Source organism: Methanobrevibacter sp. (assembly GCF_045644645.1).
Lineage (GTDB): Archaea > Methanobacteriota > Methanobacteria > Methanobacteriales > Methanobacteriaceae > Methanocatella.
This window is the reverse complement of the sequence record NZ_JAZRHE010000018.1, coordinates 24,639-38,086: the sequence shown is the minus strand read 5'-3', so window position 1 is coordinate 38,086 and position 13,448 is coordinate 24,639. Positions and strand designations below refer to the sequence as shown.

12 protein-coding genes are annotated in these 13,448 nt (G+C 35.0%); 6 read left to right on the top strand and 6 right to left on the bottom strand.

The genetic code is table 11. The features are described from left to right. Together ACKI4K_RS01160 and ACKI4K_RS01155 are read left to right on the top strand one after the other, a co-directional pair. On the top strand, positions 1-1,668 hold a 1,668-nt coding region (locus ACKI4K_RS01160), incomplete at its 5' end, for an Ig-like domain repeat protein (RefSeq protein ID WP_407421438.1). Between the two features lie 244 nt (positions 1,669-1,912). Then, positions 1,913-2,992 carry an ArsA family ATPase gene (locus ACKI4K_RS01155; protein ID WP_407421436.1) on the top strand — a complete coding sequence of 360 codons (1,080 nt, stop codon included), beginning with the start codon at positions 1,913-1,915 and terminating at the stop codon, positions 2,990-2,992. Between the two features lie 43 nt (positions 2,993-3,035). On the opposite strand, the gene ACKI4K_RS01150 is transcribed toward ACKI4K_RS01155, so the two are convergent. From ACKI4K_RS01150 to ACKI4K_RS01125, 6 genes are all read right to left on the bottom strand, one after another. Next, positions 3,036-3,383 (bottom strand): hypothetical protein, encoded by a 348-nt coding sequence (locus tag ACKI4K_RS01150; protein ID WP_407421434.1) that lies wholly within the window; start codon positions 3,381-3,383, stop codon positions 3,036-3,038. Beyond that, on the bottom strand, positions 3,380-6,268 hold the full coding sequence (locus ACKI4K_RS01145) for a hypothetical protein (protein ID WP_407421432.1): 2,889 nt from the start codon (positions 6,266-6,268) through the stop codon (positions 3,380-3,382). Before ACKI4K_RS01145 ends, ACKI4K_RS01150 begins: the two co-directional genes overlap by 4 nt. A gap of 128 nt (positions 6,269-6,396) precedes the next feature. After that, positions 6,397-7,035, bottom strand: a complete 639-nt coding sequence (locus ACKI4K_RS01140; protein WP_407421442.1) for a cobalt-precorrin-7 (C(5))-methyltransferase — start codon at positions 7,033-7,035, stop codon at positions 6,397-6,399. 198 nt (positions 7,036-7,233) lie between these two features. Then, positions 7,234-8,223: a hypothetical protein gene (locus tag ACKI4K_RS01135; RefSeq protein ID WP_407421430.1), complete on the bottom strand. Its 990-nt coding sequence runs from the start codon at positions 8,221-8,223 to the stop codon at positions 7,234-7,236. Then, positions 8,193-9,356 carry a phage holin family protein gene (locus tag ACKI4K_RS01130; protein ID WP_407421428.1) on the bottom strand — a complete coding sequence of 388 codons (1,164 nt, stop codon included), beginning with the start codon at positions 9,354-9,356 and terminating at the stop codon, positions 8,193-8,195. Before ACKI4K_RS01130 ends, ACKI4K_RS01135 begins: the two co-directional genes overlap by 31 nt. Beyond that, positions 9,353-10,222, bottom strand: coding sequence for a metallophosphoesterase (locus tag ACKI4K_RS01125; RefSeq protein ID WP_407421426.1), 870 nt, complete (start codon positions 10,220-10,222; stop codon positions 9,353-9,355). The genes ACKI4K_RS01130 and ACKI4K_RS01125 overlap by 4 nt, the downstream gene beginning before the upstream one ends. Positions 10,223-10,302: 80 nt before the next feature. Between ACKI4K_RS01125 and ACKI4K_RS01120 the strand changes: the two genes are divergently transcribed. Genes ACKI4K_RS01120 through ACKI4K_RS01105 form a run of 4 tightly spaced genes read left to right on the top strand, consistent with a single transcriptional unit; the run spans position 10,303 to position 13,444 of the window. Continuing rightward, positions 10,303-11,493 (top strand): redox-regulated ATPase YchF, encoded by a 1,191-nt coding sequence (locus tag ACKI4K_RS01120; protein ID WP_407421424.1) that lies wholly within the window; start codon positions 10,303-10,305, stop codon positions 11,491-11,493. Between the two features lie 31 nt (positions 11,494-11,524). After that, positions 11,525-12,085: a DUF6434 domain-containing protein gene (locus tag ACKI4K_RS01115; RefSeq protein ID WP_407421422.1), complete on the top strand. Its 561-nt coding sequence runs from the start codon at positions 11,525-11,527 to the stop codon at positions 12,083-12,085. Continuing rightward, positions 12,082-12,396 (top strand): TIGR04076 family protein, encoded by a 315-nt coding sequence (locus ACKI4K_RS01110; RefSeq protein ID WP_407421420.1) that lies wholly within the window; start codon positions 12,082-12,084, stop codon positions 12,394-12,396. Before ACKI4K_RS01115 ends, ACKI4K_RS01110 begins: the two co-directional genes overlap by 4 nt. 31 nt (positions 12,397-12,427) lie before the next feature. Further along, entirely contained in the window at positions 12,428-13,444 is a 1,017-nt protein-coding gene (locus tag ACKI4K_RS01105; protein ID WP_407421418.1) for an SLC13 family permease, read from the top strand. Positions 13,445-13,448 lie beyond the last annotated feature (4 nt).

Below are 13,448 nucleotides of genomic sequence, written 5' to 3'. Positions count from 1 at the left end.
GGTGAGAACATTACTGGTCTTGATTTGGCTGCTGGTGATTACACAGTCAACCTAACAACTATGGTTAATGCCAATTATACAGTTAATAGCTACACATCCAAGATCACTGTTAAACCTGCAAACTCAACTGTTAAAGCTGAGGATGTTGAGGTTACTTACGGTGATGCTATTGAGGTTGTTGTAACTTCTGAAAATGCAACTGGTGTATCTTACAAAGTTATTGGTAAAGACGGCATTGTTAAAGAAGGAACCGTTAATGTTGGTGAAAACATCACTGGTCTTGATTTAGCTGCTGGAGAATACACAGTCAATCTAACAACTGTAGTAAACAGTAATTACACTACTAATAACTACACATCCAAGATTACAGTTAAACCTGCAGGTTCATCTGTCAGTGCTGAGGATGCTGTTGCAAGCTTCGGTGATACCGTTTCAATTCCGGTTTCATCAGTCAATGCAACTGAAATATCCTACAGGATTATTGACGCTAACGATAAGGCTGTTGCAAACGGCACTATAAAACCTGATGAAGCAATCAGTGTTTCTGATTTGGCTGCAGGTGATTACACTGTCAGTTTAACTACTGTTGTGGACACCAACCATACAAGTGCATCCAACAGTTCCAAACTGCACATCAAGCATGTTGTTTCAATTATTATTGCTCCTGTCACCGGTTATGCAGGTGAAGCGGTCAGCTTCACTGTACAGTTCAAATACGAGAATGGAGATCCTGTCAGTGAAGGTACTGCAGGTTTGACCATCAAGTATGATAATAAAGAACTGCTTGCAGCTTCAAGATACCCTATCTTAAGTGCGGATGAATCCGTTCCGGTTTCCAACGGTAAAGCCACATTCAATGTCAAAGTTGACAATCCTGGCACATACCCGTATGCAGTAACCTATTCCGGCGGTGATGCTGATGACGTTCAAGCAGAATCAACACTTACAATCCTGAAAGTGAACACTACAGTTTCAGGTGTTGACATATCAGGAAAACCTGATGATAAAAAGGACGTTACAGTCACTGTTTTAGATCAGGACAATAATCCTGTCGCTAACGGAACAGTTACATTGACCTTAAATGGAAAAACATACAACTCCACTGTAGAAAACGGCAAGGCTGTATTAAGCGTTGAATTGCCGAGCCCTGGAGAATATAATGCAACCGTTACATACAACGGAAATGACTATTATAACTCCAGTTCATCTTCAATCAGCGTTAATGTCGAAAAGGTTAACACCAAGGCTCCTTCAGCTGAAGATGTCAGCGGAAATGCCGGTGAGAAAAAAGACGTTAAAGTGAAATTTGTTGATGAGAACGGCAATCCGGTCAAAAACGGCACTGCTACATTGACTGTTGATGGTAAGACATATACCGCAGAAGTCATCGACGGCGTTGCAACATTCAATGATGTTGTGATTCCTGATAAGGACACTGTGGCGGATGTTTATTATCATGGAAATGATTACTACAATGCAAGTTCTGCAACAATTTCCATTAAGGTAGAACAGAACAACAATACCGAGCCTGACAGCAACAATACGGATGAGAACAAAACCACCAAACACGTTTCATCTAATGTTGTTGATGCTAACGCAACAGGTAATCCAATTGCATTGATGTTATTGGCATTATGTGCAATGGTTATCACATATCGCAAAAGATAAAACATTAAAAGAGGATTTTTTTAAATTCTCTTTCTTTTTTTAATTTTCTATTTACTAAAGGATAGGGCATGGAAGGTAAATGGACTTTGGACTCAGCAACTAATTGAAAAAATTGATGGAGAGGGGTATTTTTCCAAGTGGGATAACTAAAGTTTTATATACTATAATGAATTAAATAACATTTAGTAACAAAATGTAAGTTTAATAAAATCTTACTAATTCATGATTTGGCTTGGCAAAATATATGAATGGTAAGTATATTGAATTTAAACCTACACTAAAAGTAAGTTTATCCAAGGAGGTAATTCATTTGGCATTTAAAGATTATTTCAGATTTAATAAAGATAAAACAACATTCATTTTTGTAGGTGGAAAAGGTGGAGTTGGAAAAACATCTGTCTCATCTGCTACTGCATTATGGTTGGCCGAACAAGGCAAAAAAACTCTAATTGTATCAACAGACCCCGCTCACTCTTTAGCGGATTCACTTGAAGTTCCAATCGGAAGCTATCCTCGTGAAATCAAGACCAATTTATTTGCGGTCGAAATTGATCCGGACGAAGCGATGGCTCAAAAGCAGGCGGCTCTCGAAGCTCAAAAAACTACAAATCCTTCTGAAGATGGTGGATTGCTTGGTTTGGACTTTTTATCTGATCAGTTGGATATGGCTTCATCTTCACCCGGTGCTGATGAAGCGGCTGCATTTGAAATGTTTATGGCAGTGATGAACTCTGATGAATATGATGTTGTTGTCTTTGATACTGCACCAACAGGACACACATTAAGATTATTGTCCTTCCCTGAAGTGATGGATTCTTGGGTGGGTAAGCTGATGTTGGCTAAGGCTAAATTGGGCTCTGCAACCAATGCGCTTAAAAAAATAATGCCATTCATGGAAGCAGTCGACGACCCTCAGACTTCTGAAGAGTTAAAAAGAACTAAAGAAGAAATAGACAAAGCTAAAGTGGTTTTGTCCGACCCCGACAGGACTACATTTAAAATGGTTGTAATTCCTGAGGAAATGTCTATTTATGAATCAGAAAGGGCATTGGAAGCGCTAGGCAAACATGACATTACTGTTGATAGTGTTATTGTAAATCAGGTAATGCCTGATATCTGTGATTGTGATTTCTGCCATTCAAGACACAAATTACAGCAAAAACGTTTGGCCTTAATCGATCAGAAATTCCCTGACCAGCACATTGCTGAAGTTCCTTTGTTTAAGGATGAAGTGAAAGGCCAGGAAAAATTATTGAAACTAGCCCACATCCTGTATGATGATGAGGACAATGATGAAGTAACCCAGGAAGCTATTCAGCTTTAAAAAAAATAAAATAAGTTAAATAATTAACTTATTTTAACTATTCTTATTTTTTTAAAAACCATTGGCAAATTGGAATGATTACAAGCAAACTCAATAAGATCCATGTTATTGAAACGACTTTTAAAGTAACTATCCCGTAAGCAAATACCGCGATGAACAGTATATCCAGTATCTGCAATAAGATGTGCTGATTTCTAAATTTTGCAACGATTTCTTTTGGATTTTTACCAGTTGAAGTCATTATCCACATCATCGCTAAAACTCCGACAATGATGAAAAATATTATCCAGATGTGGCTTGAGGCTTTATTTCCAATAAATGGAGTTATGAATATCAGCATTACCAATATCACAAACAACGACAAGATGGATATGGTGCCTTTATGCTTCATTTGTTTCCCTTCCAGCTTTCATCCCAATATTTTGTAGGCATGCTGAATGGCGTCCAGTATTCGGCACTGAAATATTGGTATGTTTCTTTTTTGCTCAGTAATTTCGTTTTTCCATTACTAATGTAGATTGCGTTATTTCTGTCTAAAGTCAGATCCTTATTGATTTTAACTTCGATATAATCGTATCCTCCTTTTTTGTTGGGAATGTTGTAAACTTTCTTTCCCTGCAGATATCCGGGTCTTGTAAAGGTAATGGTGTCCATTGTCTTATGCCATTCTTTTTCGTTCACCATATTGTTTCGATACATTGTCCCTCCATTTTGAATCAATGTCATTGCCGATATCAGCCCCAGACCGGCCGAGGATGCACCATCTAATGTATGTTCCAATAAGAATTTTATGCCCATATATGCTAAAACTGAATATGGATGGATATTATTTAATTCATCGGTTAATTTATAGATTCCAGGAGCAAATGTCTGTATTGATGTTCTGATTCCAGAAATAATGTCTTTTGGAAGTATTGTTACACTGCAGCAATCTTTGCTGGTTGATATGCTGGATCCTTTGTAGGTCGCATTGTTTTTATACTGTATGACACTTGCAACTCCACTTGTAGAATTCATGACTATTGCTGAATTGTTCATTGAAAAAACATATAACAAATCTCCCAATTGCACAATGCTGAATTCATTTTTCTTTATTGCCGAGAATACATTGTCTTGGGAGTTAATTGTTTTTCCCATGTACCTTTCACTAACCGGTGTTAGAACATAGTCTTCAATATTTGGCAGGTTCAGGGAATTCATCAGTCTAAATAGGGCGGCATTGTTTTGATTTCCTTCAACGACCATTCCCATTTCAGCATTTAAAATGTTTATATAGGTATCGTCTAGATTGATGCCTCCTAAAATAGTGACTACATTTGCTCTTTCCCAGTTTACATTAAATTCTTTTGCATATTTGTTGGCTAACTCATCGGCAAGCCAGGCTGTTTCAAGAGAGGCCAGATGCATTCCGTATACATTTGTCACGCCGGACTTGTCTATGTATTTTGAGTTTGATGAAACCCAGTCTTCCAGTGTTTTTTGAGTTATTTTTTCAGCGATTATGCTATAAGCTTGGAGCACTTCAAAGCCGTAAGCTTTTCTATAGTTTTCGCTAAGCCCATAACTTATTGTTTCTTTTTTTACAAGTTCCTCTTCCCCATTGATTATAAATTTTGTTGTTATATCTTCTTTAGAGGCATATCCAGCAATGTTTCTTTCAAAATAGCCATATGTTACCGGTTTGCCGGTATTTGTAAATATAACTGGATTGGATACGTGGTTTGTTATCTCATAATATGCAAAATCGGCATTTGTCCTTTTATAATATTTGGCTAGGCTGTATTTCACGCCGGTTTCATCAAAGTATTGTGTTTGAATGGAAACTTTTGCCATTATTTTGTCATTTTGCATGTAAGTAAGGATTTCACTATTCTCGCTGCCTTTGTTCGCATAAAACCCAAACATTTCAACATTATCGTTGGTTTTGCTTCGATATTCAATTTCAGTACCTTCGGAAGTTCTTGTAATCATTATGCCGGTGCCGGTTAAACTGTTTTTATTTGAAGAGCAGGTTATGGCTCCCCCATTGAATGGCACAAGATAACTCTTCTCTTGCATGTTCACAACATTGCCATTTGATGTTTTTCCTGTTGCAAACTGATATGTTTTTGATCCGGTTTCAACTGTAAATATCTCTATTTTAGGCATTTTTACAATTCCATTAACGCCAGTTTTAATGGAGTATTTTGAATTCGGGTATACGTAAGGCAATGAAATATTGACATAATTTGGAATGGAGGTTACATGTTTAAAATCGGACGTTTTAATCACTTTATTAACTGTAATCATATTATTGACTTTTAAATCAGCATATTCGGTTGTTATTGGGTATTCTCCAGGTTTTAACCTTATGGCTAATCTAACCTGACCGTTTTTGTCTGTGGAGGAGGTGTATGTTTTTCCATAAACCTTCAAAGTCACTTTTTTGTTTGGGGATGCTTTTCCGTTGCTGTCTATAATTTTTACATTAAATGCACTTCCATCATTTTCATTCATTACGAGATTTTTCGTTTCAATCAATGATTTGACAGTAAGCGATTTGGTGATTTGTTCTGATGTTTTGGGATTTATTGGGATAATGCTTGCTTTAATGGGTTTTAGATTAATGTTTAATTTTGCAACTCCCATATTGTCTGTTTTTGCAGAATATGTTCTTGCGTTTATTTGAAATTTGACCGGGGTATTTTTTAAAACATTTCCTTTCGTATCATAAAACGTGGCGGAATAGGCGGCAGTATTTTTGTAATACTTTGTAAAATCACCACATTTTATTGTACTTTTGATTGTCACAGTGCAGGTTGTGCTTGCTTTTTCATAGGTGTCTGTCCCATCGAAGGTTATTATTGGGCAGTAAGTCCTACTTTTTATATGCAGGCCAATTGTTCCAGCTCCGTTTTTATTGGTCACGGTTGTATATGTTCTACCATTCATTGAAATTTTAAGTTTTGCATTGCTTATCGGTTTTTTATTCTTATCGGTCAATGTTGCAGTAAGTCTATGTCCATCTTCATAATACATTGTTACATCTGAAGCTTTTAGAGTAACTTTTTGTTTGGTTTGTGTTTTACTAATTGTGTTTTTATCTAAGTTTTGTTCTTGTTTTTTATTATCAACATTGCTTGCTTGAAGTATTTGGTTGTCGCAGGTTTCAATATCTTCATCTGCATTGTTTTTTGATATTGGTTGTGTTTCATTTTCACATTCTGATGCCGATACGGCCGATATTAAAAATAACAATAAGAAAATGAAACATATGGTGTTTATTTTCCGATTCATAGTATCTACCTTTTGCTAATTTTTTTGCTAAAATTAACAATTAGACTATGTAAATCGGACTATTTATTCTTTAATTTTAAAATTAAATGGTAAATCATTATTAAAATGAATTTTTAAGCTCAATTATTCTAGTATATTATCATTATGCACATATAAGTAAATTCACTGTTGGCTATTTCTTTCAAAGTTGACTCAACAATTCTTTCATCAGGGTAGCTTAGTCTTTCACAGACCACAACCTTCCTGTCTTCGTCAACACCATTGTCAAGCAAGAATTGCGCCATATCCTTTACTTTCCTTGAGGGGAGTGCTATTGTTGTTTTTCCATTATTTATGACCGGTAAGATTTCTTCTATATTTTCCCTTCCATGGAATGTCATGACATTGGCATTATCCCATTGGATGTGATTTCTTGCAGCCGCCAGCTGAAGTGAACTGATTCCGGGGATAACTTCAATATTTTTCTTGTCAAAACCTTTTTCATCGGATATTCTTAAAACAGTATTCAATACTCCTGAAAAACCCGGATCGCCTGTGGACAATATTGAAACTGTATTTCCTTTAATGGCCAATTCCACTCCTTCTTCAAGCTTATCCAATAGCTCTTTAACATTGAATGCGATTTTATTTTTTACATCATCAAACAATTCTATTGCACGTGTGCTTCCAACTGTATAATCGCTTGTTTTAACGGTATCAACTGCTTTTTTAGTTAAATATTCGCTTGCACCAGGACCAATTCCAATAATATAGATTTTACCAGTCATTTCAATCATTCATTTTAATTTTCTTTAAATTTTTTAAAGTGCTTTTAACCAAAAACATGTCTATTATGATTTGAATATTCGTTAAATTTATAATTTTATCACGAAAAACAATTTTTGGTATTCCTAGTCATATTTTGATTAAATTGTTATATATAATTAATTTTCAGTTAGGATGTTTTTCAAGGTTATAAAAATCATTTAGGAGTTTAGGTTTTCTATTTCTTTTTTTAAGAATTTGTATATTGATTCCGCACCAACTAAATCCCCAGGGTCTTTCCAGTTTGAAGGATATAAAATAAATGGTTTTGTTTGGTTTCCACCTAAACCCCCATGAGATCCAATCAATTCTTCAAATGCGCATACTTCATCACGTTCTTCATCGTAAAAACTATTTACTAAAATATCAGGCATGTTTTTGAACGAATTTTCTCTTTTCAAGTGTTTTGCAGCATTAGCGCCAAAACCTTCAAGAGGATCTTTACCAATTAATGTGTCGCTATCCAAATAGTAGATTCCATTTTGACCGATTACCATTCCTCCATGGGGTATTGAATCAACTAAAATAAATCCAATTCCAGGATGCTTAACTAACCCTGGAATTAAATTTGGGAATAGCATAACGATTTCTTCGTAACTTAGACGTTTGTTCCATTGGGTCAAATATATTAAACCTAGATTTCCAGAACTTAAAACAATCAATTCCGAGTTTTTTGCTTTTTTAGTACTTTGTTGGGCACTCTCATAGCTTTTGATATAATCTAGGCTATTGGGATATCCGTCTTGTAAATTTTCGGATTGCTCATTTTCGAAATTCGTTGCGGGTTTTATTTTTTTAACTCCCTCTTTCATGTTCTGAACGGGTTTCGAATCTTCAAATAAGTCATCACGAATATCATCAAATTTATTCTTAAGATGTCGGATTTGCAGATTTTCAGGAATTACTGCATCTCTAAAGTGGTCAATATTGTATTCGGTTTTAAACATCATTAAATCGTCTGGAAGTAATTTTCTAACGTAATCTCCTAATGTTATCCCATATCTTTGTTTAAATGTGGCTCCATTTGATTGGCCGTGGTCTGATAAAACTACTAATTTATAGTCTCTATCACTCATTTCAATTGCCGATGTTAATTTTGCAAATTGTAGATCAATCTTCTTTAAAGCTCCCCAAACGTCATTGTCTTCCACTCCGAGTGGTGAGCAATTTCATCATAACCCATGTATGTTGCATAGGCAGTATCGATGTTTCCTGCCAGTATCTCACTTGTTAGGACATCTGTTGTTACTTCTCTTAAAACCACATTTGCTCCGGCTCTGACTGTAGCATAAACAATTGTCCTTCTAATTCTTGGCTGTATATTCTTCAGATAATGAACAATTTGTGAGGTTATTTCTAAAATGATGTCCCATAAAAATAAAATGAATACCCGTTGGAAGTTATAGGCATCTAAAAACACGGCATTCAATGTTTTATTGTAGATATTGGCTAAACCATTCAATTTTGAAGATGTTAATGTTGGTATTTTACTGTCTCCCGAAAACATGTTTGCAATGCTAATTCCATCAACGAGCAAACCTTTGCCGTCACTTATTTCCTTTTCAATCTCGGGCGCGTCACTTAATTTTCCGGAAACAACAATTTGATTGTTGTTTTCTTTTTCAACCCATCTGTATGCTACAATGTCCTTATTATTGCCATGTAGTATTCCGGCTTGACTCGAACCGGTTTGTGAAGATAAATCGGTTTCCCATCCTTTCAGGGTATGGGTTTTTTCATCCAAGCATTTTTCAATGTTTGGCATCACACCTTTATCAATAGCCTTTTTAAGCGTATTTATTGAAAGGCCATCAATTTCAATCATTATCACACCGGAATATCTTTTTTTATAGGGAGTTTTTTGCTTTAATGCATGCCTTAAAATATTTTTGATATATCTGTCGTAATAGTTGGTGTTTGTAATGTTTGTGGTAAATGTTGTGGCTATTGCCATCATGATTGGAACCTGTAATACTCCATAGATTCCAGCTGAAACTCCCGGAATAAAATATGATGCAATATAGAATATGATTGAGTTTATAAAAAGGGATCCAATTCCAAATGTAAAGATGATGATTTTCATTAAGAAACGCCTGAATATTGGCCACAGCACTGCATTTGCAATTGCAACAACTATTACAATAATGAATGCATTATACCATGGGCCAACAGTAAAATCGGTACTGATGTAATCTACAATGTAAATTGCAATAATATTTGCAAGAATAAATAGCATTGTTGTGATTATGGTCCTAAGCGATGAAATTAACTTATTTTTTATCATTCTATCGTGATTTGCTGTTTCTTGGTGGTTTTCAATGTAATTATTGTAATTTCTGGTTTGCAGTTAATTCTTATTCTGAACGAATTTGTTCCAAGACCTTTGCTTGTATATTGTAGCATTTCCCCGACTTTATAAAGTCCAACAGGATACTTTGTTGAGTTTGGCCCTCTGAATGGCGTTGTTTCAAATTTTGGAATGATGAATTGGCCTCCATGAGAATGGCCGGATATTTGCAGGTCAAATTTATTGGTTTGCGATGACTCTTTTGCAAAATCAGGTTCATGGGCAAGCAAAATGCTTGGAATATCTTCAGGCATTTTGGCTATTACCTTATCTAAGTTATCGGCGCAAACTGTACAGCTATCGACACCACAAATATTTAGGCGATCTTCATCTTTTCTAAGGGTAACAACATCATTGCTTAAATCGACAATTCCGGAATTTTTAAAGATGTCCCTGATTTTTGAAGCATCCATCCAATGGTCATGGTTTCCTAAAACTCCAAATTTTCCATAAGGTGCTTCCAATTTCTTTAAAGACTCTTCAAGGGACTCTTCATAATCTTTCAGAACATATGAAAAATAATCTCCTGTTAATGTGATTAAATCAATATTTAATGTATTGACATAATCCACGAGTTCTGATAGATATTCTGGATTTATCCACTGGCCTAAATGAATGTCGGTTAAGTTTAAAATCCTAAAATTATTAAAATTCCAACCGAGCTTTTTTAATTCAAGATCTATTTCGACCAAATCAATGCTTTTTTTGCTAAATTTCTTATCCGGCAGGGAATATGTCATTGCATCTTGAATTCCCTGGCGGATTGTCATGGCTTGTGGGCGGTCAACATCTTTATCTTTCATTAATTATACATTAATTTCTGAAACTATTTATAATTTCAATTACATACATTAAAGATGTTATTAGAATTAAAGTGATTATTATGCTTCAAATTGCAGTTTGTGGAAAACCAAATGTAGGGAAATCCTCTTTTTTTAATTCGGCAACGGCTTCAAGTGTGGAAATGGCAAATTATCCATTTACAACAATTGATGCCAATAAAGCAGTTGCACATGTAATTAAGGATTGTCCATGTAAGGAATTAGGTGTTACTTGCAATCCCCATAATTCAATTTGTATTGATGGAAAAAGATTGCTTCCAATTGAATTGATAGATGTTGCAGGATTGGTGCCTGGAGCCCATGAAGGAAAGGGATTAGGTAATAAGTTTTTAGATGATTTAATGCAAGCTAAAGTGTTTATAAATGTTATTGATGCTTCAGGGTCTACTGATTTGGAAGGAAATCCTGTTGATCCTGGAAGCCATGATCCACTTGATGATCTGGAGTTTTTAGAAAATGAAATCGTAATGTGGATGTATGGAATATTATCAAAAAATTGGGTTAGGCTTGTAAGAAAGATAGGTGCCGAACATTTGGATGTTGCCAAGGTATTGTTTGATCAACTATCTGGTACCGGAATAGCTATTGAAGACATTATTGAAGCTAAAAGGACAATCGAGCCGGATTTCAATAAATGGGAAGAAGAGGATTTGATTGAGCTTACAAGAAATATCTTACACATTGCAAAACCAATGATGATTATTGCAAATAAGGCTGACTTGCCAACATCTGAGGCCAATATTGAAAGGATTAAGGAAAAATATCCGAATGTAATTCCAACTTCTGCGGAATCTGAAATTGCACTTGTAAGGGCAGCTGAAGCAGGTTTGATTTCATATGTCTCTGGTGAGGACCATTTTGAAATTCTAAAGGCTGATGAATTGAATCCAAATCAAATCAAGGCGCTTGAATACATTCAAACCAATATTTTGGATAAATATGGAAGTACTGGTGTTCAAAAGGCTTTAAACTATGGTATTTTTGAATTGCTTGATAGAATTGTAGTTTATCCAGTTCAGGATGAACATAAATACACAGATCAAAAAGGTAATGTCTTGCCTGATGGATTTTTAGTTCCTAAAGGCTCAACTCCACGTGAACTGGCTTATATTGTCCACACGGATATTGGAGACAAATTCATGCATGCTGTTGATGCGAGAAAAAACATGCGTGTGGCTAGTGATTATGAGCTGCAGGATGGCGACATTATCAGTATCGTAACAAGAGGTTAATTCCTCTACTTTTTTTATTTTAAAGATTTTCATGACTAAATTATCTAAAGATTTAAATCCGGTTGAGTTTAAAGAATACTATTTTTTAAAAGAGGAGTTAAAGGATTTTTGCAGATCAGAGGGATTGAAAGTTAGTGGCAGCAAAGAAGATTTGGAAAAAAGGATAATTCATTATTTGTCCACTGGCGAAGAGTTAAATGAAGTCCCGGTTAAACAGAAGTCTTCTGAAACATTAATGGATATTACATTGGATTCCAGATTGGGCGAAAATTTCAAATGTAGTGAGGATAAACGAGCATTTTTTGAAAAGGAAATTGGCAGCGGCTTTAAATTTAAAGTTAAATTTCAAAGATGGATTAAATCCAATCCTGATAAAACTTATGGGGATGCAATCGATGCATATTTTGAAATTCAAAATTCCAGTGAAAAAACAGAAATTGGAAAGCAATTCCAATATAATCAATACATAAGGGATTTCTTTGAAAATAATGGGGATAAATCTTTGGATGATGCAATTAAATGTTGGAAGTATAAAAAAAGTCTTAAGGGACATAATCGTTATGAAGAAAGTGATTTGGATGTGTTATTGTGAAAAAAGTTAAAATTACCGTCATGAAAAAAGTCAGGCATGATGACTTGATTGAAGAATATGAAAATCCGCTAGAGCACGAATGTGATGTTGAAGAGGGGGATGTTTTTATAGCCAATGGGTGGTTAAAGCCGGATAATTTCTGTGACAGTGCTTGGGAAAGTCTTTCACCTTTTGTATTGGCGCTGGCTAATGGGGCCAGTGATTTTTACGATGGTTGGATGAAAAATAAAAAATCTGCAATGATTTCCTGTAATGATGGCTTTAGGCCTGTAAGTTTTCTTTTAGAGACCCTTGATGACGATGCAGAATAAGTTATTATAATGCCTTTACTAAACAGATAATATGGACAATTTAACAGATAGATTTTTTGATTTTTTTAAAAAGGAAATAATACTTTCAATTTCAGCAATATTAGCCATTATTTCCTGTTTTTTTATCCATCCGAGCAGCAATTATTTTAATTACATTAACTGGGACACGATTATACTGCTTTTGGTGATAATGATTATTGTTGAGGTCTTAAAAAATCTATCAGTTTTTGAGTTGATGGTTCGCAAATTATTGACTAAAGTTAAAAATACGCGCGAACTTGTAGTTTTGTTGATTTTCACCTGTTTTTTTAGTTCAATATTCATAACCAATGATGTTTCTCTAATCATATTTGTGCCGTTTGCAATATTGGCCTTAAAAAAAGTTGACCGTATAGATTTAATGATTTTTACAGTTTCCATGCAGACTATAGCCGCTAATGTTGGCTGCATGGTTCTTCCCATTGGGGCTCCACACAATATTGTAATGTATACCGTTTCCAAAATTCCATTTGAATCATTCTTCTTGCTGCTTCTGCCATATGTTATTGTATCGGTTATATTTTTAGCGGCATTGTCATTATTCATTCCTAGGGAAGGCATTAATCTGCCTAGTATGGGTAAAATTAAGTTCGATGGAAAAAATTTCTTTAGGAGAGTTTTCTTAGGTGTTGATTATTGTCTGCTTTTAACATTCATCGCCCTTTTCATCCTGATTGGCAATTTGGAGAATATTTCATTTTTCAATACATTATTTGCAAAATGGATTGCTGGCAATGAGGTTTTATGGGGCGTTCTTGCATCCCAAGTCATTTCCAATGTTCCTGCAGCAATCTTGCTTAGCGGTTTCAGCACCAACTACGAAGCCATTATTGTTGGAATTAATATTGGGGGTTTGGGAACTCTTATTGCATCCATGGCAAATCTTATTTCTTATAAGATTCTTGTCCGCGAGTGCGGTGAATTTAAAATCAGATACTTGATAGAATTCACTGTTTTGAATGTTATTTTATTGGTGATTTTGTTTGGCGTTCATGTTTTGATTAATTAAAAGG

Coding starts and splice junctions, on each gene's coding strand:
- ACKI4K_RS01155 (WP_407421436.1), top strand. CDS start 1,913: ATGAATGGTAAGTATATTGAATTTAAACCTACACTAAAAGTAAGTTTA.
- ACKI4K_RS01150 (WP_407421434.1), bottom strand. CDS start 3,383: ATGAAGCATAAAGGCACCATATCCATCTTGTCGTTGTTTGTGATATTG.
- ACKI4K_RS01145 (WP_407421432.1), bottom strand. CDS start 6,268: ATGAATCGGAAAATAAACACCATATGTTTCATTTTCTTATTGTTATTT.
- ACKI4K_RS01140 (WP_407421442.1), bottom strand. CDS start 7,035: ATGACTGGTAAAATCTATATTATTGGAATTGGTCCTGGTGCAAGCGAA.
- ACKI4K_RS01130 (WP_407421428.1), bottom strand. CDS start 9,356: ATGATAAAAAATAAGTTAATTTCATCGCTTAGGACCATAATCACAACA.
- ACKI4K_RS01125 (WP_407421426.1), bottom strand. CDS start 10,222: ATGAAAGATAAAGATGTTGACCGCCCACAAGCCATGACAATCCGCCAG.
- ACKI4K_RS01120 (WP_407421424.1), top strand. CDS start 10,303: ATGCTTCAAATTGCAGTTTGTGGAAAACCAAATGTAGGGAAATCCTCT.
- ACKI4K_RS01115 (WP_407421422.1), top strand. CDS start 11,525: ATGACTAAATTATCTAAAGATTTAAATCCGGTTGAGTTTAAAGAATAC.
- ACKI4K_RS01105 (WP_407421418.1), top strand. CDS start 12,428: ATGGACAATTTAACAGATAGATTTTTTGATTTTTTTAAAAAGGAAATA.